Here is a 22294-nt window from a genome sequence, read left to right as displayed (position 1 = left end):
TACTTTACTGATTAGTTTGATTAAGCTGTTTCATCATCAAATTAATCAGTTGATATAAGCCATATATACCTAAGTAAGAGCCAGCAATTAAAAAATAAATATTAAGAAATACAGCATGGATATTGGTCATAAAAACAACATCATGTTTTATAATTTCATAAATTGATATTGCTGAAATTCCACCAAATACTACATAAGATATGATTGCGATCAAATTAAAGATTGTGTTAAACATTCGATTAAATCTGGCTAATCCATTCATAATAATAGGAAAAAAAATAATTGAACAAAATATTAAAGTTTTCAAGTGCTTACTCCATTTTATTATTGAATATTGTTAATTTTATTCTTTACCAATTTAGATTAACTATCCAAATTGACCGCTCATTTCATTCTCCACCTAAAATTAACCAAAAAAATACCAAAAAAGCTTGGTAACTAGTCAAGCTTTTTTAGATAACCGTAATCAGTATCATTGTCAACCTTTATACTTATCTACTACAAATATTTCTCCATAATGACGTAATCTTTCCCATCCTTTATAAAACTGGTATTGGTTACTATCAAACCAAATTTTTTATAAAAACTCACTTTATTCTTTCTAGCATTACACCAAATTTTCTTCACGCTATTATTCTGAACTTCCTTTATTACATAATTTAACAACTTACTCCCATACCCTCTACCTTGTTCTTGTTGAAGAGTTGCAAATTTACGGAACTGACATTCTCCGTTCGTTATAAAAATAGAAATAACTGAAATTAAAGTAAATCCTTCAAAAAGGCCATAATGAACCCCTAATGCATCATCTTTCAATTTGATATAATAAAAAGGCTGATCTGCCCACATAACTTTATGCCTTATTTTCCATACATCTTCCTTTTTTACTTGTCTTATCGTCGTTTCCATCGTTCTCTCCTTTGTGTTCTTTACCACTAATCTGTAGTTGAGAGATTATTTTAATGTGGACAATTTTACCCAAGTGTTTTAGTCATGATCAAGTCTATTTGTTCTTCATCACCCATATAAAATGAGTGTGACCCATTGTGAACAAATCCCATTTTTTTATAAAATGCGATCGCATTTTCGTTTTTTTCCCATACGCCTAGCCAGATTTTCTTTTTATTAAGTTCCTCCGCAATTTCTATGGCTTTATTAAACAGAATTTTACCAAGCCCATGTTTTTGAAACTCCTTCTTTATATAAATCCTCTCGATTTCAAGTGATTCTGAACCCATTTCTTCGGATTGGGCATCGTCTCTATTGACCTTCAAATAGCCAGTAATGGTTTGATTAAAATGAATGAAAAAGAATTGCGAAGACTGATTTAACAATTCTTCTTCTATTTGATTTAAATTAAACGCTCTTTCTAAATAAGCATTCATATTTTCTAGCGTATTTTGATCCTTAAATGTCTCATTAAACGTTTCATAACCGATTTGTTGAAGTGTGTGTGAATCCTTAGAACTACACTTTGTTATATTGATCGTCATATTAATCTATCTCTCCTCTTATCTAATCAATAATTTCTCTTGTTTCCCTTTTTTACAAATTCCCAGTCTTTTTCTACATTTTTTCTTACCTTTTGAAGTAGAGTAAAAATGGTTTCAACTTCTATTTCGGACAGTCCCTCTAGTGCAACGATATTAGAATAATCGTTTTCTCTTTTTATAAATGGATAAACATTTTCCCCTTTTTCTGTTGCAAAGAGTTTTTTTATTTTTTTGTTCTCTTTATCCTCTTTCTTTTCAATAAATCCATTCATTTCAAGTTTTTTTATAGCACGCGCTGCTGTTGTTCGATCTACTTTTATCATCTCAGCTAATTTTTCTTGAATGATTCCTGGATTTTCAGCTATTCGCACTAGATATAAATACTGCCCTTTGGTAAGGTCATGCTCTTTAAATTCAATATTACTGATCGAATCTAGAGCCCTTGCGATCATTCCAATTTCACGAAGAATCTCCTTCATAAATAACTCCTTAGTATTAATTTTGTTGTAAATGCAATAAAAATGATATATATTGAATTTAACTTATTTTTGTTGCATTTGCAATAAAACAAAAAAATTTAATTAAAAGGGACTGATAAAAGTGATGAATACAAAAAAAATAATGAATGAAGAAGAGCTAAAAATAGCATTTGCAATAAGGAAAGATATATTTGTGAAAGAACAAGGTGTACCTCTAGAAGATGAATTTGATCAATACGACAAATTGAATGGAGATTGCCAACACATATTAGTTCATTACAATGAACAACCAGTCGGAACAGGAAGAATTAGGTTTGTTGATGGAGTAGGTAAATTGGAAAGAATCTGTATCCTTGAGTCTTTCCGAAAATTTGGTCTTGGCAAAAACATTATTAAAGCTTTAGAAGAAATCGCGGAAGAACAAGGAGCTTCGAAAGTAAAATTGCATGGCCAAACACATGCAGAAGGTTTTTATAAAAAACTTGGTTATCACACTTCCTCTGATGTCTTTATAGAAGACGGGATCCCTCATATTCTAATGCTAAAAGAAATAACTAAATGATAAAGCGATTAATTAAAGCGAAACATGTCTATTACGTATTAGGAATTTTAATATTAACCTTAGGTATTTCAATCAACATACAATCTAACCTTGGAACTTCACCTTTTGATGCACTTTTAGTAGGGTTATCCAAAAATGTGGGGTTGACTGTCGGAAGTTGGGAAATCATCATTGCTTTACTTCTAATATGTATAAATTCTTTTTTAAAAAGACAAAGACCAGAATTTTTAGGATTAGTAACTGCCTTTATTACAGGTATCGGTATTGATATGTGGCTTTATTTATTACACAATTTAGTAACACCTGAAATTTGGTATAGCAAAACAGCATGTTATAGTTTCGGATTAGTTATTTCAGGACTCGGAACTGCAACCTATTTACACACAAACTTTGCACCTATTCCAGTGGACCGATTAACATTAATCCTACAGGAATTAACAAGAACAACTATCTTTTTTTCGAAAACAGTCATTTATCTCATTTTCTTAATAGCTGCCTTCATTTCAAATGGACCAATTGGCATTGGGACGATGCTAACCGTTTGTTTTGGTGGGTTAATACTTAATTTCTTTATGCCACTTACAAAAAAATTTTTAGACCGCGTACTATCACACCATAGTACATCTTCTAACTTTGAAAAAGAGAAAAATCTTTCTATATAGAATGTACTAGATTACTTTTACTCATAAATCTACACTCTTCGGAAACACTAACTTTGGAGGTGAAGCACATGAGTAAAAAATCATCTGGAAGAGGACAAAAGGCTCCAAGTGTTAATCCACAAGGATACGGAAAAGACGTTGAATTTTCAACTGAGCCTCAAAGTGAACTACAGAATTTAGCAAAAAAGTCGAACAAAAAATAAACTTTGCTACTAAAAACAACCAGAGTAACCCATAACGAGGCTACACTGGTTGTTTTTAATTAATTCTATAATGGCGGTTTTGTACCAATTACGACTGTGGCGTCCAAATCATTATCGTGTGCTAACCCGGCTATTAGTCCACATTGAGTAAAAATTTCAACTGTTTGATGAGCTTGAACTTTGCTCGTCTCTATTAATAAATGCCCGCCCGAAGCTAACCAAAAAGACGCATTTTCTGCAACTTTTCGATGAATATCATTTCCATCCTTACCACCATCAAGTGCAACTTTTGGCTCATAAAGACGTGCCTCTTGAGGGAGAGACTTTATTGCCTCAGTAGGAACATATGGTGCGTTTGCGACTATAATATCAACATTCCCATGTAATTGAGGTGGTAATGGATTATAAAGATCACCTTCATATACAAGACCACCTAGTTTAGAAATATTGCACTTGGCACACTGGACTGCAGTAGGATTAATATCGACCGCATACAACGAAACCAACCCTACTGCATTGTAAATCGCTACACCTACTGCACCAGAACCACAACAAAGATCAACAACTTTGACACCAGGTACAGATAAGTCAATCGCCTTTTGAGCAAGAAACTCTGTCCGACGGCGAGGAACGAAGACCCCTGGGCCTACTGCAATCCTATTGCCATAAAACTCCGCCCAACCTAGAATGTATTCTATTGGTGAACCAGTTACTCGAAGATTTACCATTGTTAAAAGTTCTTCAAAAGTATCAGCTTCAGAAATGAGAAGCTGAGCCTCTTCTTCTGCAAAAACGCAACCGGCGTTCCGAAGTTGCTCGATTACACTATTTTTAATTTGTTCACTACTATAAAATTCATTTTGTTTTATTATTAATCCCACCCAATCTTTAAAGAGTTTATTATTGGGTTCGTTAAATAATCTAAAATACCTTTTTCAATTTTGATACTTGTAGTTGGAGATGGCCTTGCTATGCGATCTGTAAATATTTATTAAAAACAGAATAACTCTCTATTGAAGCCATCTGTTTATTAAACACATATTAGAGATACTATTATTGTTTATGGAATTAATGATTACACAAAAAAAGCGACAGCTTATGGTCGCCTCCTATCTCTTTTCATTCTTCATTTAGGCAATTTTCTAACAAAGTAAATATCAAAACGATCAATCGTTCACAGGTAATATTAAGACATACTTACCAGATGTTCCCCAAGTCGTTCCATTGTCTGTTCAGCCCCCGGAACAGCATATGTTTTTACCTTATCAAATACAGTAGCTTCTTCTTCAAATCGTGAACTATATGTAAGTTTAGTCCTACCATCCAGCTCCTCAAAGATTGCAGTCGCTAGAAAATGTGGAAATACATCATGTTTGAAGACGATTCTCTCCAGTTGAACGACTTCGACAATAATGTTAGTGTTAGGAAAATCAACTCCATCAGAGCCATGCATGATAAACTCCCAAGTACCCCCGGGTTTCATCTCAAACTTTTGAAAAGTCGACGTAAATCCATTAGGTCCCCACCACTTTGATAAGTGCTCCTCATTCGTCCAAGCTTCAAACACAAGTTCACGTGGAGCATCAAAAATGCGAGTGATGACAATCTCGTTTTCACCTACATGAGTTGCATTGTTTTGGTCCATATCCTTCCCTCCTATTATTCAATAAAATTAAGTTTATCCGTAATCAGTATAGAGTTATTCAACATATAAACGGATAATCCCTTTATAGATCGACTTCGATTTACCACTTTTATATATATACTTCTTAATGATATTGACTTATTCGTTAGTTTTATTAGATTTTACAATAAAAGACAGTCTCAGCAATAAAGACAATTGTCATAATAGCTAAAACAGATGTCCCCAACATTGTGATCATCTTTTCATACTTAGTATTCGTAAATCTGATAATAAAGTAAACAGTAATTGCAGTAACAAAAATTTAAAATAAACCAGGTAAAACAGCAATCATATTAATCTCCCTTAAAATAGTATCCAATTAAATTTCTTATCTTTATTATATGTTAAATTGACATGATTCTAATTTCGTCAACAATCATCATTTCCAATTTATTTGTTCAATTAAAATTATAAAATATAAAAGACTCCGGTATTTTACCGGAGCCAAATAGTCTTTCTTCTATTACTTTATTCCTAACGCACTCTCAACACTTTCTAAAGTTTGTCCTTTATATTTCTTTACTGGTGATGGAGCATAGTTAATTGTTGGATTTTGCATTAAGTAGTTTTTCTCTACAAATGCCATATCTTTTGCATCAACTACACCGTCAAAGTTAATATCTGCATCACGTTTATTCGTTCCCCAGTAAGTTTGTAAGTAAACTGCGTCCATTACGTCGATGACATCATCTTTATTTACGTCCCCTGCGTATGTTGGTTGTAGTCCATATAGATAAAGGTTTTGATGTGTAACTTTCCCATCTTCATGGAATCCGATTGTAAAGTCTTTGTGTACTGTAAAATGTCCAGGAATATCAACTTTAAGCTCAAACTCTTCATCCGTAAATGGTAAATTCGGTACATTGAACGTAGAATCTTTACTGTTTGGTGCTTCATACACAGTACCATCTGAACCTGTTGCCGTTATTTTTATGCCCAATTTAGAATAATCAAGAGAAGTTGACCCTATTGGTTGACCATTTGGAGCCAAGAACGCTTCTGCAGCTTTTGGACCACGAAGTAAAGAATAAGTTGGGTCCATGAATGCTATGACTGGATTACTACTCTGTACAGCAACTGTTGAATTATTATTATCTGTTACAGTAGTGCTGAATAATCCTTGTACACCTTCGTACATGACAGGATATGCAGTGTAGTCATTACTCATCTTAAACTCTGCTTCCGCAAGTTTTAAATCACCAGAAAGTGGAGCAACCCCATCTTTTGTTTTGATTGTAACCGTAGCCAAGTAATTAGCCGAACCTGGAGAAACCGGATTATCAATCACAGTCATATCTACCTTATCTGCTACACTTTGATCTAGCGTAATATTCATTTTTGCAACATTTGAATAATGATAAAATTTATAGACAACTTGTTTAACATCTTTTGCTTTGTTTAACATAAAAGTCGCATGGGTTGTTTGACCCATTTTTGCTGAACGATCTTGAGGATTTAAATACCCATAAGTTACGTCATCACGTGTGACAAAGACATTTCTAGCACCGACAAATGTTTTATTTGTTGCCGCATCAACCCCATAGAAATTAAGTTCCATTGCTCTTGTTGCAACTGTTGGAACAGTTACTGAGAACGTACCATCAGGATTTACTGGTACTGCTACATCTCGTCCACCTAAATAATCTCTATAATAAACTTTTGTACTTCCTTGGTTAAAGTTCATACCAAGTTTTTGCATTTCTTCTGTTTCTTTATCATAAACCGAACCAGTGAATGTGACGCTAGATTGACCATTCTTATATTCAACGATATCTGGTGCGTTTACTGTTAATTTAGGGGCTGTATTATCAAAATAAATTGGTGCTTCTTGTGAGAATGTTTTTCCTGCATCATTTGTACCTATTATTTTGATCTTATAGTATCCTGGTTTCGCCATATCCGAATTGTACTCGAATGGTTGATCATCATTACCCGTAGCCTTGTAATATTGACCATTAAAAATATGATTTACTGTATATTTTATATTTTCATCCATTCCTATCCCACTCATCGTTCCGAGAAAGCCTATTTCTTTACCCGTATTGCCATCTTCAAGTATCGCATCAAATGTACGCATGTGTGATTTAAGACTCATAATCGCACTTGTATACACTAATTGGCCTGGAATCGCATAATCAAATACTTGCGTAATTGCTTGTGGCGTAAACGAAATTGGATTGATTCCTTCCTCTACTGTTTTAATCGCGAAAGGTACTTGGTATGTTTCAGCCGAATTATCATGATTTGTGTACGTTACAAATCCTTCGTAAATGCCTAATTTTGCTGATTTTGGTACGGTGATTGCGACAGTTGATTTCTTTTTCGCATTTGCGCTAACTTTAATAGACTTGTCTGTTACTACCATTACACCATTATCGTCAGCATTTAATGAGCCACGACGTCCAGTTTGGTAAGATACCTTTACATCATATGTTTTTGCTTGATTACTATTGTTATAGATATTAACTGAACGCTGATCACTAATATTTTGTCCAGCTGGTGCAAATACACCAAATGCAAGTGCACCTGTTAAGTTTTTAACTGTTTTAAGGTTGCCTTTTTTGTCTACTGCACCTTTCGTTTCATCTACTACTTCAATTCTCGTTTGTGAATGAATTGCTTCATAAGGATCGACTTGTCCAGCACCCGATTCAAATACACTATAATCCCCATTTAATGGATCGGCTGTATTCATTAACGTTTCTTTAATTTCAGCTGGTGTTATGTTTGGATTAGCTTGTTTTAATAAGGCCGCGACACCTGCAACATTTGGGGTTGCCATCGATGTTCCAGATAAATTGTCATAAGCATACTGATATTTACCAATTTGATTTGCACCGTGCATGTAAGAAGGTACAGTTGAAAATACTGCTACACCCGGAGCCGTCACTTCAGGTTTAATATCATATGTGATACGAGCTGGTCCACGTGAACTGAATGAAGCTAATGTATTTCCTGGATTCGTTATTTGTCCCAATTCATCAAATGAGAAAGTTGGCGTACCTGTACCAAGTTTAGCAATCAGGTCATTGCCTTGCTCATATGACATTGAGAAAGTAGGAATCATTCCATAGCCTGCACCTAAGTAAGCTGGAATAAACCCTTCACCCGCTATATTGTCTGCCATAAGAACGGCTGCTGCACCATGTTTTTGGGCAATCGTGATTTTATCAATCAACGCATTTAAGCCGCGTTTCACAAGTACGATTTTACCAGTCACATCGATATTTTTATAATCAGTATCAGCACCGTAATTCGGTACTAAAACGATCGGTAAATTTTTTCCTTTTAAATTATCGACATTGTCGTTTAAGCCTTTTCCTAATAATTTTAAATCTGCACTTACGTCAGTCGTTCCATGTAATGTACCTTTCGATGTAGCAATGATTGTTTTTGTATCATTCGCACCAACTGTAATCGGTAATGCCGCAGCTCCTGGTGCACCTACTGTATACATACCATTACCAGCATTACCGGCCGCTACAACTGCCGTTACACCAGAAAGGACCGCGTTGTTTAATGCAAGACTTTCAACATTTTCTGGATCATTTACGCTAGCACCAAGTGATAGATTAATAACATCCATTCCGTCAGATATCGCCTTATCAATACCACCTAATACATTTTCTGTTGTACCTGAACCAAATCTTCCTAATACACGATAAACGTATAAATCCGCATCTGGTGCAACACCCGTTACAGCGTAATCAGTATTATTTTTACCACGGCCTGCGATGATGCCTGATACATGAGTTCCATGCTCCGTGTAGTAAGTTTCGCCTGTAAGTGAATCCTTTTCTGCTAATCCTGATTTCTTCCAATCATCATACGTTGTTTCCATTGGATCTGCATCATTGTCGACAAAATCCCAACCTTTTACAGAACTTGGACTGATTGTCTTTGGATCAACACCAGATTGCGCACGATAGCCTTTATACGCATCCGTTAAATCCGGGTGATTATAATCAATCCCTGTATCAATGACCCCTACTTTAACACCTTTTCCAGTAAATCCTTCTGCATGTAATTTACTTACGCCAGGGAATACTTCCGTTTCTGTTTTCGTTGTCGAACCTTGTGCATTTTCAGTTGCTTTTTCTGGCTCAATTTGAATCACATTATTTGGCCAAACAGCTTTAACAGCCTTAGATTCTAGTAATGACTTAACTTTATTTGCTGGTAAGTCGATCGCTACACCATTTAATGTATTTTTGTACGTACGTTGTATTTTATAAAGATTCTTATTTTCTTTTAAATCATCTTTAAAAATTGTTTGTAAATCAGTTTTAAATGTTTCTTGCGCATCGTCTGCCTTTTGCTTTGCATCATCAAGAGATAAACTATTACCATCCGCGGCTTCTTCTAAAACAGCTACTTTCGCTGGCTGTTCTTTAAACTCAACAATTACAGATAGATTTTTCGAACTCTGTAAATCTACTGAAGAAGGTAATTGTAATCCTTCTTGACTAGTAACCTCTAATTTCTTTAATGCTTGACGTTGCTCAGGTGTAAGCTTTGCTAGCACTTCTTCAATTGATGATTGTGTCGCAGCTTTTACTATTGGCTGATGATGTGTTACTGGAAAAGCGTTCAGTAACACACCAGTACTTAGTGTCAAAATTGCTGTACCTTTGATTAAACGATTCAACTTCTTTTATCCCCCTATCAATAGAATAATCTTACTATTTTGATTATAGGGAAAGTTTACGCTTTTTAGATTTTGACATTTTTTATCAATTTACTAAAATAATTCGACAAATAATTTTGGTTAATCTATTAATACTGAACTTAAACTTTGCTTCCAATAAAATTGAAAAGACTCCGGTTTATCCCGGAGCCCTTTAAGCCTAAAACTTAATTTAAATTCTTTCTTTTAATTAACGCCTAATGCACTCTTAACACTTTCTAACGTTTGTGATTTATATTTCTCTTTAGGTGTCGGTGCATAGTTAATTGTAGGGTTTTGCATTAAGTAGTTTTCCTCTACAAATGCCATATCTTTTGCATCAACTACACCATCAAAGTTAATATCTGCATTACGTTTATTTGTTCCCCAGTAAGTTTGTAAGTAAAGTGCATCCATAACGTCGATGACATCATCTTTATTTACATCTCCAGCAATCGCAGTATTTAATTTCAAGTTTAAATGTTGATTCGTCACTTTTCCATTTTCACCATGGAATCCGATTGTAAAATCTTTGTGTTCTGTAAAATATCCAGGAATATTTACTTCAAGTTCATACTTATCATCATTTAATGGTAAATTCGGTACTTTATAACTACCTGTGGAAGAAATAACCCCTTCGTACACTTTACCGTTACCAGCTGTCGCTTTAACTTTTGCACCCAGTTTAGAATAATCAAAAATACCAAGTAAACCTCCATCTGGAGCTAAGAATGATTCTGCCAACAGAGCTCCATCAAGTAAAGAAGTAGTTGGTTCCATATAAGTAATAGATGGATTTCCAGATGGAACAGTTGTTGTAGTCCCGCTACTATTCATTACTGTAACACTATATAAATTTGTAGGGAAAAGAGCAGCAGACGCAGAATAATTATTACTCATTTTAAATTCGATATCTGCAAGATTTAAATCTCCTGATAATGGAGCAACTCCATCTTTTGTTGTGACAGTTACTGTGCCCCCATAAGTAGTTCCACCCAATATTGCATCTTCTACTTTTATATCCACTTTATCAGCTACACTTGGATTTGCTTTTACATTCATAGTTGCAACAGATTTATTATATTGGAATTTATAGACTACTTGTTTTACCCCATTTGCATTATTTAACTTTAAAGTAGCATTCGCTGTTTCGCCCATTTTTGCCGTACGTTTTTCAGGGTTCATATAGCCATACGTTACGTCATCGCGCGTAACAAAAATCTCTCTACCTTCTTTAAATGTTTTGTTTGATGCCGCATCCATTGCATAGACAACAAGTTCCATCGGTCTTGTTGAAACTGTTGGAATTGTTGCTGTAAATGTACCATCTGGATTTACAGGTACAGCTACTGCTCTTCCACCTAAATAATCTTGATAATATACTTTTGTACTACCTTGATTAAAGTTCATGCCAAGTTTTTGCATTTCTTCCGTTTCTTTATCGTAAACTGAACCAGTTATTGTCACACTTGTTTGACCATTTTTGTACTCAACAAGATCCGGACTGTTAATTGTCATTTTTGGTGCCGAATTATCAAAGTAGAACGGTGCTTCTTGAGTAAATGTTTTTCCAGCGTCATTTTTACCAACTAACTTGATCTTATAATAACCTGGTTTTGCTAAATCAGAATCATACGCAAATGGGTGCTCAGAATCACCTGTCGGCTTATAATAATATCCATTAAATACTCTCGCTGATAAAGCAACATTTTCCTTCATTAACAGGCCATTTAAAGTACCTACATAGCCCAATTCTTCTCCTGTTTTCCCATCTTCTAGGATAACATCAATAGTACTTAAGTTTGATTTCAGACTAAATTGCGCGTTTGTATAAACTAGTTGACCCGGATAAGCTGCATCAAATACTTGCGTAAATGCTTGTGGACTCATCGTTACTTGGTTTATTCCATCTTCCACCGTTTTAATCCCAAATGGCACTTGGAATGTTTCGTCTGGATTAGCATGATTTGTATAGGTCACAAATCCTTCGTAAATACCTAATTTTGCTGATTTTGGTACTGTAATTGCGACAGTTGATTTCTTTTTCGAATTTGCGCCAACTTTAATTGACTTATCTGTCACTACCATTACGCCATTGTCGTCAGCATCTAATGAACCACGACGGTCTGCTTGGAAGGAAACAGTCACATCATATGTTTTTGCTAGATTGCTATTGTTATAGATGTTCAGCGTGCGTTGATCGCTAATATTTTTTCCTTCTGGAGCATGTGAACCAAATGAAAGTGCACCTGTTAAATCTTTTGCCGTTGTTAAATTGCCTTTTTTATCGTATGTTCCCTTTGTTTCATCCACTACTTCAATTCTTGTTTTTGAATGGATTGCTTCATAAGGATCAACTTGTCCTGCACCAGATTCAAATACGCTATAGTCTCCATTTAGTGGATCGGCAGTATTCATTAATGTTTCTTTAATTTCGGCAGGTGTTAAGTTAGGATTTGCTTGTTTTAATAATGCTGCAACTCCCGCTACGTTCGGTGATGCCATTGATGTACCTGATAAATTCTCATAAGCGTAGTCATATTTTCCAATTTGATTCGCACCATGCATATAAGAAGGTACAGTTGAGAATACGGCAACACCTGGTGCTGTTACTTCAGGTTTAATATCATAATTAATACGAGATGGTCCACGCGAACTAAATGCCGCTAACTTACTACCTTGATCCGTTACTTGTCCTATTTCATCAAATGAGAATGTTGGATTACTTGTACCAAGTTTTGCTACTAATGCTGCCCCTTGTTCATATGACATAGAAAATGCAGGAATAAATCCATAACCTTTACCTAGGTACGATGGAACAAACCCTTCACCAGGTACATTATCAATCATGATAACTGCAGCCGCGCCATGTTTTTGAGCAATTGTAATTTTATCATTCAGTGCCACTGATCCTCTATTTACTAATGCAATCTTTCCATTCACATCAATATTTTTATAATCAGAATCTGCACCTACACTTGGTACTAAAACGATTGGTAAATTTTTACCTTTTAAGCTTGTTACATCATCTGCAAAACCTTTACCAAATAATTTTAAATCAGCAGCTACATCTTCTGTTCCATGTAGAGTACCTTTTGATGTTTCAATCACAGTCTTCGTATCATTTGCACCAACTGTAATCGCCAATGCTGACGCTCCAGGTGATCCTAAAGTATCCATACCACTACCTGAGTTACCAGCTGATACAACAGCCGTTACACCCGAAAGGACTGCATTATTTAACGCAAGACTCTCAATATTTTCTGGATCATTAATGTTCGATCCAAGTGATAAATTGATAACGTCCATCCCATCAGATATAGCCTTGTCAACACCGCCTAAAACAGCTTCAGTTGTACCAGATCCAAATCTTCCTAATACACGATAAACGTATAAATCAGCATCTGGCGCGACACCTGTTACGGCGTAATCAGTATTATTTTTACCACGACCGGCAATAATTCCGGATACATGTGTCCCGTGTTCTGTGTAGAAAGTTGCACCTGTTAAAGGATCCTTTTCTGCTAACCCTGATTTTTTCCAATCAGCATAAGTTGTTTCCATTGGATCTGCATCATTATCTACAAAATCCCAACCTTTTACAGAGTTTGGATCAATTGTCTTAGGATTAACACCATCTTGTGCACGGTATCCTTTATATGCATCTGTTAAATCTGGGTGATTATAATCAATCCCTGTGTCTATAACTCCAACTTTAACTCCTTTTCCAGTGAAGCCTTCTGCGTGTACTTTACTAACACCAGGGAATACTTCTGTTTCCATTTTCTGTGTTGAATCCACTGCACTTTGAGCTACTTTTTCTGGTTCTACTTGAATCACATTGTTTGGCCATACTGCTTTAACAGTTTTTGAATTTAATAATGACTTAACTTTATTCGCAGGTAAGTCAATCGCCACACCATTTAATGTATTTTTATAAGTTCGTTTAATTTTATAAAGATTTTTATTTTGTTTTAAATCATCTTTAAAGATCGTTTGCAAGTCATTTTTAAATGTATCTTGCGCTTCATTCGCTTTTTGTTTTGCATCATCAAGAGATAAACTATTGCCTTTCGCAGCCTCTTCAAGTACAGCTACTTTTGCTGGATTTTCATTCAATTCAACGATGACTGATAAATTTTTAGTACTGTTTAAATCAACTGAATTTGGTAACTGTAACCCTTCTTGACTAGTAACCTCTAATTTTTTTAAAGCTTCACGTTGTTCTGTTGTAAGCTTTGATAGTACTTCTTCGATTGAAGATTGTGCCGCAGCCTTTACAATTGGCTGATGTTGTGTTACTGGAAATGCATTTAATAAAACGCCAGTACTTAATGTCAAAATTGCTGTACCCTTGATTATACGCTTCATCCTGTTGTCTCCCCCATTTATCTTTATTTTCTTTCTATTTAGATTATACGGACAGTTTGCAGTTTCGACATTTTGACAAAAACAATCAATTTTATTTTTTCTTTTGATAAATTCCAACAAAAAACGACAAACGGTTAATATCCCCTTATGTAGTTTGTAGTTTGTAATTTGAAAATATTTCCTTTTAAATACTTACATTTCATGTGGTTAAAGAACTTACAATTTGTAATTCACAAGCAGTTTTCGTCATTAACGGATTATAGAACTGTCGTTTAATGCAAAAAAGTATATCTTTTATACATTTTAATTTTGCTGTTATAATGAAATATTAATTATATTAATGTTAATGCAATTTTGATTTTGTAAAAAAATAAAAAGACTCCGATAGTTACCGAAGCCTTTTGAAACTAACAATTCAACTAAGAATACGAATATATTTTTCTTCTAATTCTTCACTCAAAAAATCTCGATAGTGCCATATTGCTAATAAACATTTTTGGAATCTCTCATGAATCTCCGAATTTTTGACCTTTAACGCCACGTTTAATATTTCATCCAGACCTTCGTTTATTTTATCTTCTTCACATTTTAACAATCCTAGTGCATAACAGTAATCTAAATAAAGATGCTGTTTAAATAGATCAGGAGAGTTGCTCATTTCAACTATTTTTTCTTCATACTTTTCAATAAAGTTTTCAGCATCATCTAATCTACCTAAGTTTACATAGCTTTCAATGATTCTTGGAATTCCAACATAAAAATCCTCACGATCTCGAAGCCAATTAAAATACGAATCAATAACATGCAGATTACCAAAATCTATGTGTGCTACATATCGATTTCCAACAGCAATATCCGCATAATAAGCATTAATTTTTTCATATTTTTCAATTAAATTTAAAACATCCTCTAATTTACCGCCCAATCTTGTTAACGCAAATGCTTGATACATTAATGCACGTCCTACATGGTCTTTAATTTTAGCCATTCTTTCTAATCGTTTAGCATAATGTAAAACTTCATCCCAATCTCTTAACATATAGTAAGTAGCTGTAATCCATAAAATTGTTAGTTCCTGAAATTTGGGAGGCATATAGGAAATATACTCGATAATACGAACTAAAACTAAACTTCCTTCACTCGTTAGACGAGTCATATAAAATTTTCGGAAATAACTAATTGCTACTTCTTCAGTTGCTGAATTGGGCATATGCTCAATAATTAGTTCGTATAAAGGTAATGCTTCTTGCTCGTTCCCTTCTGTAAAAAGTTGTTCTGCAATATAGAATAAATTTTGAAAATATTTAGAACGGATTGCTTTTGATTTTTCTTCAATCATTACAGATAAGGTAAATGATAGTTCTGAATTAAAACCATGTTTAGCACATTCATAGATAAAGGCATCACTTCTCCTTTTATCTAATAAATTTCTCTCATTAAAACATAATTTCAAATATCCTTTGTAAAAGGATCCCTTAGGTAGTTGAAAAGCCTCTGTTATTGCATCCAAATAATGTAATGATAGTGGTTTTTTATTATTAAATATTCTACTCATATCGCTATAATGGATATCTGCTTTTCTAGCTAGCTCTTTAAGATTCCACTTATTTTTCTTCATCAGCTTGTTAAACTCATATAGTAGAAAATCATTCATGTTGCACCCCACCTAATATTAAGAATTTTTAATCTCTTTATACTTAAAGCAAAAATGCCATAAACCACTTTATCCATGGCTTACAGCATCTAATTATTGTTAACTGGAATGAAGTATATTGAAGTACTAAGATGCTGTCTAACTATGCGGGGATATGATTTTGTAGTTTATCCTTAAAATGACTGACTCTTTATTCAGTTCCCAAATTATAAATTGAAATTAAGTATGTGGATTGAACACAGTTATTTTCCTCTACAATTTGAATACCAATAGTAAGGCTAAAAATATTATTATAGAATATAAATTAAGCGCATCTCTAATTTTGATTTGGCTATAAAACATTCACTTTTAAACCATATACCCTTATTCAAAAATTTCTATCTTATAATGTATACACTATATTTTAGATACTTATATTTATCTTGTAAAACGCGTTTTTGTTTAATAACTATTAAGGAATACTTAATCAAACACTTATTAGAAAATATATCAAAATAACAAATTCCCCTTCACGGCCAATGGTCAATATTTCCAGTACTAAAATAATATTTAATAATTTAATATATTTAAAAACATACAGTATAATAATTCATACTTCGATCCCGCTTAAAGGAGGTACAAATGAATATTGAGCATTTAAAATATATAGCAGAAATATCGAAAGAGGAATCGATTACAAAAGCAGCTAAAAACTTACATATATCTCCTTCAGCTGTAAGTCAAGCTCTTAAAGAATTAGAAAAGAAATTGGATTTAAAACTATTCTTCCGCTTAAAGATGAAAACAGTACCTACTGAAGCTGGAAAAGAAGTCATTAAACAGGCACAAAAAGTCTTAGATGAATTTGAAATTTTGGAGGAAAAGATTGCAATTCAAAAGAATGTTTTACAAACTCAATTAAAAATTGCAACGGTTCCAGGATTAATTTACATGATCAATGATTCAATCCTAAACTTCAAAAAAGCTTTCCCAATGATTGATGTGCAAGTTTATGAATATGATCCTGCACAGATTCTAGACCTAATTCCAATTGATCAACCTGATATTGCTTTTTTATTTTCAAGTGAAAAAAGACTAAATGAAAACAAAGATGTAACATACGAACTGATGACTACAACTAAATATTGCGTACTCGTTGGCGAAAAATCTCCACTAAATAAACTAAAAGAAGTTACTCCAGAAGACTTAATTCATGAAAATTTTGTCCTATATAACAGTAATTCTTTGATTGAACACAGTCGCAAAATTTTTGACAATATGAAAGTATTATTTGTTACAAATAATACCGATAGTATTAAAGATGCAGTAAAAAATAATTTAGGGATTACACTGGTGCGTGATCTAACATTTAAAAATCACCCTGATACTTTATCAGGAAAAATCAGGGCCATTCCTTTAAAAACTCCAACTTTTATAAGTGATGAATTTTGGTCTGTCAATCTTATCAGCAAGCCTCTTACGAAAATTTCGAAAAACTTTATCAAGTATATGCAAGCTAATATTGAGTGATTTAACAATTAAACTAAAGACCAAATCGTTGAGAGATTTGGTCTTGGTATATTACAGTAAAAAAACAGCAATTAACACCCCCTAATTTTAAATATCCCCTCTTTCTGTTGATATTTACATTATATTGAAAGTTGATTTAATTTGAATTTTGAATAAAACTATAAATTTAAAATTTTCTAAATAAAAGTTCTTCTCCCGAAAAAATCTGAACTAAACATTATTTGCCTTCCCCCATTGGATAAGGCACCATTCCTTTTCCAATCAAATATACTTATTTGAAAGGAGTGATCAGAATGCCTTGGAGTCAAAAAACAAGATATTTAGTGGGTCAACCTGTAGGAGTTTCTTTAACAAATGGGCAAGGTACATCAGGAGTATTGTGTGGTGTTTCAGGTTCAAAAGTTCTTATTATTGAATATATGTATCAATCACAATTTGCTCTAAAACAGTACGATTTCAATATGATTCAAGATATTAATGGATTTCCACCTTGTCAAAGCCAGCATCCAGTTTATTAATAATTTTGAACATATTTTTAAATTTTCCTATAACATATTATGAATATAAACAATACTATTAAAACCTGCATACGTGTGTAGGTTTTTTATATTTAAATTGAAAAATTTAATAGTGAAAGATACTAATTTATTTTAACCACTTCATTTTAATAGCATTAGGATTAAAATAACTGATGTCAAAAATAGCAACATTAGTAATAAAGGATAAACAAACAAATGCATTATATATCCTCCAATCTATATAAAGACTCCGGTTCAAAACCGGAGCCAATTAAAACATAAGATTTAAATATTAGTTAATTCCTATATCTTTTTTTACACTTTCCAACGTTTCTGATTTATATTTCTTCTTAGGTTTTACTGAACTGTCTATTGAAGTATTTTGCATTAAGTAGTTTTTCTCAACAAATGCAAAGTCTTTCACATCAACTACACCGTCAAAGTTAATATCGGCAGAACGTTTATTCGTTCCCCAATAAACTTGTAAATAAATTGCATCCATTACATCAATCACATTATCGCCATTTACATCACCTGCATGATTTTTGTCAATCTCAACTAACTTTTTAGCCCCAGCAAGCTCACCAGCAAAGTCTCTAAATAATTTTGCTGATACTTTGCTAGTTAGATGTCCTGGCACTTTCACGTAAATGTCATAGTCTTTATTTGAAAATGGTAGGTTATCAAGCGTAAAGTATGAACTTTTTGTAATACTAGATAGATTATACGTTTTACCATTTGCATCTTGTGCATATACTTGTGCTCCAAGCTTAGAATAGTCAACCTTAGAATTTATTTGATTTGCCCCAGGTATCAGGAATGCTTCAGGTAACATAACTCCATTCACTGTCGATTGTTTTGGTAAAACATAAAATGGTTTGTCTTTATAGACACGGATAACGTTAGTAGTAGTTGCATCTGCTGTTTTCTTATATTTAAACGACGATACATCAAATCCATAGCCCTCTGGTAAATATAACTTATCATTCGTCAATTTAAGCGTAATATCTAAGAAAGGTAAGTTTTTATCTATTTTTAGATTTCCTTGATCGATAGAAGCACCAACTTTAACAGATGCATTAACAGTACTTGTATTCAAAACTGGTGGCGTTAAGTTAACTTTTGCACCTTTTTCTTCAGCATATTTTTTAAATGAATCATTGATTTTAACACTTTGGAATGTGTAAAAATCCTTAGGGAAAGGTAATGTGAACTCTCCAGAAGCAAGTTGCTTAATATTGTTTAAATTTAATGTCATTGTAAATTCGTCACCAAGTCGGATCTTGTCTTTATTATAAGTTGGAACCGCGTATTCTGTTCCTGCTTTTATAAACTTGTAATTCTTAATACCTTTTGGATATGATTCTGCTGCTGTTCCGTTATCAAAAACAAATAAATTCGAATCTACATAGCCTACTCCGTCAACCCCAGCCTTAGTTACAGGGAATCTAAAGTTACCATCCGGATCAATTGCAAGTAGACGATAATTATATAAGCTATATTCAAAATTTAGTGCACCATTAATCGATTGATCAACATTTAAACCTTTCTGTTTAAGTCGATCAACACCTGAATCAAATATGTTACCATGAATCCAGATAGCAGGTCCATTGTATCCAGGCTCTGTCGAATACATTGAATCATTTACTTCATAAATACCAGGTTTCATGTCTACCTCTACTTTAGGAGGTGTATTGTCAATAGTAACAAGATCTTCTTTGCTGTATGATTTTCCTTGTTCATCATGCGCAATCATTTCAAAAATATAATCGCCTTCTGGTAGTCTCATCTTTTGATCAGAAATTGGTCGCTTTTTATCATTTGTAAATGGATAAACTACTCCAGTAAATAGAGACTCAGAGAAGTAATCTTTACCCGTCATTAAATTACTTCCACCATAAGTACCGACAAGTCCAATTGGTTCTCCCGTTTCTCCGTCTTTCACTAACACATCGATCGTCGTTACTGGGCTTGACAATTTGAAATACACGTTTTCATACAATGTCGACATAGGATGTATAATTTCCGGATCATTTGCCATCATTGGTCTACTTAAATGCATGTAATCAAATCCCTTACTATCTCTTACATTAATTGCAAATGGAATTTGATAATTTTCATCCTTATTAATTGGATTGACAAAATAAATGTATCCTTCATATCTTCCTGTTTTTGCTGTTTTGGGTACAACAATCGTTGGATTAATTTCTACTGATTTTCCAGCTTCTACCGATACTGTACTTGGCACATTTACTGTTAATCCATTTTTTTCGCCATCTTGAATTTCATCCATTGAAGGTAATAGCTTAACACTTAGATCAAACTTCTTCAGATCTTGCTTATTATGATTTTCAATGACAACTTTTCGACTGTCTTGAATATTCTTACCTTCCTCTAAATAGTGAGTACCGTAAGCAATTGAACCTGTTTCTTCATCAATTTCGACTGTATTGCCATCTTGTATATTCTTCGTTTTGTCGATAACTCTCAGTAAAACATCTGAATGAACTGCCTCGTACACATCAATTCTACCTGCTCCGACTGCATTGACTGAATAATCCCCGTTCATTTTATCAGCTGTATTCATTAACGCTTCCTTTACTTCAAAAGGTGTATAATCAGGATGCGCTTGCAAGATTAATGCTGCTGCACCGGCTACGTGAGGAGTAGCCATTGATGTACCCGAAAGTCGACCATATGCCATATCATAATTCGCATCATCTGACTTGTTATTTATATATTTCGGAAGCGTAGAGAATATAGACACACCTGGCCCTACGACATCCGGTTTAATATCATTATTACCTTCAGCTGGTCCTCTTGAACTAAAATCAGCTAAGTGATCTCCTTCTGTTTTAACACTACCTAGTGTTTCGAACTTAATTTCTTTTTGTCCATTTAAACGTTCTCCGTCAGCTTTAGATATGCGGAACGAAGGGATATAATTTGTTCCTTCACCAATAAATGATGGAATATCACCATCAACATTGTTATAAACAATCGCTGCTTTTGCTCCAGCTGCTTTTGCATTTTGAACTTTTTCATCGAAAGTATAAGTTCCACGTTGAATTAACGCTACTTTACCAGCCACATCTTTATTCGTATAATCAGCTTTGGTTCCTAAACCTACATTAACTAACTGTAAAGTTGTATTCTGAAGGTCCTCTAATTTATCTGAATAATTTTGTGCTAATAATTGCATATTTGTAAACTTTTGGTCTCCTGCACTAGCATTATATGTTGGAATTGTTTGAGATACATCACTCGCTCCAACTGTTAACGCTAAAGCTGCTGCTCCAGGAGATCCAAGTGTTTTTTCATCTGGACCTGCATTACCAGCTGCGACACAGGCAACAGTGCCTGAAAGCATCGCATTGTTAATTGCAATCGATGTCGCTTCAAGCGGATCATTAACGCTAGATCCTAAAGATAAGTTGATAACATCCATACCATCTTTTACAGCCTTATCAATACCAGCCAAAACTGCTTGGTTTGATCCGCTACCATACGGACCTAATACTCGGTACACATATAGATCAACGTCAGGAGCTACACCCATAACAGCTGATGGCGAGTTATTTTTCTTTTGTGCCCCAATTGATCCTGATACGTGTGTTCCATGTTCTGTATAATAAGTTGAACCATTTGAAATTTCTGGTTGTCCAGAAGCTTTCCAATCTTTATAAGTGGTCTCCATCGGATCTGAATCATTATCAACAAAATCGTATCCACCTTTAAAAATATCTTTTAAATCAGGATGGTTATAATCGATCCCTGTATCAATAACCCCTACTTTGACGCCTTTACCAGTAATATTTTCATCATGAAGCTTGTCCACACCGATTTGAGGTAGACTATCATCCACTTTTGTCGGAGTAGATGTTTGCAGTTCATCAGCTTCTTTCGGAAGATCAAGCTTTATTTTATTGTCCTGCCATACCCGTTTAACAACTCCTGTACTTAGTAACTGTTGGACAGTTGTTCCAGGTAATGTCATCGCTACACCATTGAAAGCATCATGGTATTCTCTTGTAATTTTAGCGTCTTTCATTTTATCTGCTTTTCGTTCATTTTCACTCTTTACTTTATTCCACTCTTGTTTAAATTTAGTGTGCTCACTATTTTGTTTAGTTTTTGCTGAAGAAAGAGATAGTCGTTTTCCTTTCACTGCCTGTTTTAGAACCTCTACTTTTGCAGGAGCATCGTTAAATTCAACAATTACATTAACCAATTCAGAGCTTTGTTGGTTAATCTCTGGAGAAATTACGAACCCTGGTGACGCATCAAGTTGTTTCAGAGCCATCCTTTGTTCATCTGTTAAACTTGCTAACATTTTTTCTACACTATTTTGAGTATTCTGATTTTTCACTTCAGCAATAGCCTTAAATTGACTATTTGCAGAGAATAACAAACTAGTAATTAAAGTACCGGTCACAACGTGTTTCATTTTACGTAGTTTCATAACTTTCCCCCTGACGTTAAAATTAGTTTTA

Annotated in this window: 15 protein-coding genes; 5 read left to right on the top strand and 10 right to left on the bottom strand. The window is 33.9% G+C overall.

What is annotated here, in order from left to right:
• Nucleotides 1–4 precede the first annotated feature (4 nt).
• The 4 genes from V5E38_RS00385 to V5E38_RS00370 form a co-directional block, all read right to left on the bottom strand.
• Nucleotides 5–235 (bottom strand): transposase, encoded by a 231-nt coding sequence (locus V5E38_RS00385; RefSeq protein ID WP_499211756.1) that lies wholly within the window; start codon nucleotides 233–235, stop codon nucleotides 5–7.
• Nucleotides 236–498: 263 nt separating this feature from the next.
• Entirely contained in the window at nucleotides 499–909 is a 411-nt protein-coding gene (locus tag V5E38_RS00380) for a GNAT family N-acetyltransferase (RefSeq protein ID WP_499211755.1), read from the bottom strand.
• A 65-nt stretch (nucleotides 910–974) separates the two neighbouring features.
• Nucleotides 975–1493, bottom strand: coding sequence for a GNAT family N-acetyltransferase (paiA, locus tag V5E38_RS00375; protein ID WP_499211754.1), 519 nt, complete (start codon nucleotides 1491–1493; stop codon nucleotides 975–977).
• Between the two features lie 26 nt (nucleotides 1494–1519).
• Nucleotides 1520–1972 carry a MarR family winged helix-turn-helix transcriptional regulator gene (locus V5E38_RS00370; protein ID WP_097976817.1) on the bottom strand — a complete coding sequence of 151 codons (453 nt, stop codon included), beginning with the start codon at nucleotides 1970–1972 and terminating at the stop codon, nucleotides 1520–1522.
• A 124-nt stretch (nucleotides 1973–2096) separates the two neighbouring features.
• On the opposite strand from V5E38_RS00370, the gene V5E38_RS00365 reads away from it, so the two are divergent.
• From V5E38_RS00365 to V5E38_RS00355, 3 genes are all read left to right on the top strand, one after another.
• Entirely contained in the window at nucleotides 2097–2534 is a 438-nt protein-coding gene (locus V5E38_RS00365; RefSeq protein WP_097976879.1) for a GNAT family N-acetyltransferase, read from the top strand.
• Nucleotides 2531–3196 carry a YczE/YyaS/YitT family protein gene (locus tag V5E38_RS00360; protein ID WP_499211753.1) on the top strand — a complete coding sequence of 222 codons (666 nt, stop codon included), beginning with the start codon at nucleotides 2531–2533 and terminating at the stop codon, nucleotides 3194–3196. Before V5E38_RS00365 ends, V5E38_RS00360 begins: the two co-directional genes overlap by 4 nt.
• A 68-nt stretch (nucleotides 3197–3264) precedes the next feature.
• Nucleotides 3265–3399 (top strand): hypothetical protein, encoded by a 135-nt coding sequence (locus V5E38_RS00355; protein ID WP_056467807.1) that lies wholly within the window; start codon nucleotides 3265–3267, stop codon nucleotides 3397–3399.
• A 65-nt stretch (nucleotides 3400–3464) separates the two neighbouring features.
• Here V5E38_RS00355 and V5E38_RS00350 read toward each other — a convergent pair whose 3' ends face one another.
• The 5 genes from V5E38_RS00350 to V5E38_RS00330 all read right to left on the bottom strand — a co-directional run bounded on the left by V5E38_RS00350 (nucleotide 3465) and on the right by V5E38_RS00330 (nucleotide 15774).
• On the bottom strand, nucleotides 3465–4280 hold the full coding sequence (locus V5E38_RS00350) for a class I SAM-dependent methyltransferase (protein WP_499211752.1): 816 nt from the start codon (nucleotides 4278–4280) through the stop codon (nucleotides 3465–3467).
• 305 nt (nucleotides 4281–4585) lie between these two features.
• Nucleotides 4586–5044 (bottom strand): SRPBCC family protein, encoded by a 459-nt coding sequence (locus V5E38_RS00345; RefSeq protein WP_499211751.1) that lies wholly within the window; start codon nucleotides 5042–5044, stop codon nucleotides 4586–4588.
• A gap of 502 nt (nucleotides 5045–5546) precedes the next feature.
• Nucleotides 5547–9731, bottom strand: a complete 4185-nt coding sequence (locus V5E38_RS00340; protein WP_499211750.1) for a S8 family serine peptidase — start codon at nucleotides 9729–9731, stop codon at nucleotides 5547–5549.
• 225 nt (nucleotides 9732–9956) lie between these two features.
• Nucleotides 9957–14120: a S8 family serine peptidase gene (locus V5E38_RS00335; RefSeq protein ID WP_499211749.1), complete on the bottom strand. Its 4164-nt coding sequence runs from the start codon at nucleotides 14118–14120 to the stop codon at nucleotides 9957–9959.
• Between the two features lie 415 nt (nucleotides 14121–14535).
• On the bottom strand, nucleotides 14536–15774 hold the full coding sequence (locus V5E38_RS00330) for a helix-turn-helix domain-containing protein (protein ID WP_499211748.1): 1239 nt from the start codon (nucleotides 15772–15774) through the stop codon (nucleotides 14536–14538).
• Nucleotides 15775–16395: 621 nt separating this feature from the next.
• On the opposite strand from V5E38_RS00330, the gene V5E38_RS00325 reads away from it, so the two are divergent.
• Nucleotides 16396–17283 (top strand): LysR family transcriptional regulator, encoded by an 888-nt coding sequence (locus V5E38_RS00325; protein ID WP_499211747.1) that lies wholly within the window; start codon nucleotides 16396–16398, stop codon nucleotides 17281–17283.
• A gap of 293 nt (nucleotides 17284–17576) precedes the next feature.
• Nucleotides 17577–17801 (top strand): hypothetical protein, encoded by a 225-nt coding sequence (locus V5E38_RS00320; protein WP_499211746.1) that lies wholly within the window; start codon nucleotides 17577–17579, stop codon nucleotides 17799–17801.
• Between the two features lie 292 nt (nucleotides 17802–18093).
• Here V5E38_RS00320 and V5E38_RS00315 read toward each other — a convergent pair whose 3' ends face one another.
• Nucleotides 18094–22263 (bottom strand): S8 family serine peptidase, encoded by a 4170-nt coding sequence (locus V5E38_RS00315; protein ID WP_499211745.1) that lies wholly within the window; start codon nucleotides 22261–22263, stop codon nucleotides 18094–18096.
• Nucleotides 22264–22294: the final 31 nt, after the last annotated feature.

Origin of the sequence: Rossellomorea sp. GAMAL-10_SWC (genome assembly GCF_049568075.1) — a bacterium.
In the GTDB taxonomy this organism is placed as follows: Bacteria; Bacillota; Bacilli; order Bacillales; family Bacillaceae_G; genus Gottfriedia.
Note: the sequence above shows the minus strand (reverse complement) of the source record. Positions and strands in the feature narration are given on the sequence as shown.

Coding starts and splice junctions, on each gene's coding strand:
- V5E38_RS00385 (WP_499211756.1), bottom strand. CDS start 235: ATGTTTAACACAATCTTTAATTTGATCGCAATCATATCTTATGTAGTA.
- V5E38_RS00380 (WP_499211755.1), bottom strand. CDS start 909: ATGGAAACGACGATAAGACAAGTAAAAAAGGAAGATGTATGGAAAATA.
- paiA (WP_499211754.1), bottom strand. CDS start 1,493: ATGACGATCAATATAACAAAGTGTAGTTCTAAGGATTCACACACACTT.
- V5E38_RS00370 (WP_097976817.1), bottom strand. CDS start 1,972: ATGAAGGAGATTCTTCGTGAAATTGGAATGATCGCAAGGGCTCTAGAT.
- V5E38_RS00365 (WP_097976879.1), top strand. CDS start 2,097: ATGAATACAAAAAAAATAATGAATGAAGAAGAGCTAAAAATAGCATTT.
- V5E38_RS00360 (WP_499211753.1), top strand. CDS start 2,531: ATGATAAAGCGATTAATTAAAGCGAAACATGTCTATTACGTATTAGGA.
- V5E38_RS00355 (WP_056467807.1), top strand. CDS start 3,265: ATGAGTAAAAAATCATCTGGAAGAGGACAAAAGGCTCCAAGTGTTAAT.
- V5E38_RS00345 (WP_499211751.1), bottom strand. CDS start 5,044: ATGGACCAAAACAATGCAACTCATGTAGGTGAAAACGAGATTGTCATC.
- V5E38_RS00335 (WP_499211749.1), bottom strand. CDS start 14,120: ATGAAGCGTATAATCAAGGGTACAGCAATTTTGACATTAAGTACTGGC.
- V5E38_RS00330 (WP_499211748.1), bottom strand. CDS start 15,774: ATGAATGATTTTCTACTATATGAGTTTAACAAGCTGATGAAGAAAAAT.
- V5E38_RS00325 (WP_499211747.1), top strand. CDS start 16,396: ATGAATATTGAGCATTTAAAATATATAGCAGAAATATCGAAAGAGGAA.
- V5E38_RS00320 (WP_499211746.1), top strand. CDS start 17,577: ATGCCTTGGAGTCAAAAAACAAGATATTTAGTGGGTCAACCTGTAGGA.
- V5E38_RS00315 (WP_499211745.1), bottom strand. CDS start 22,263: ATGAAACTACGTAAAATGAAACACGTTGTGACCGGTACTTTAATTACT.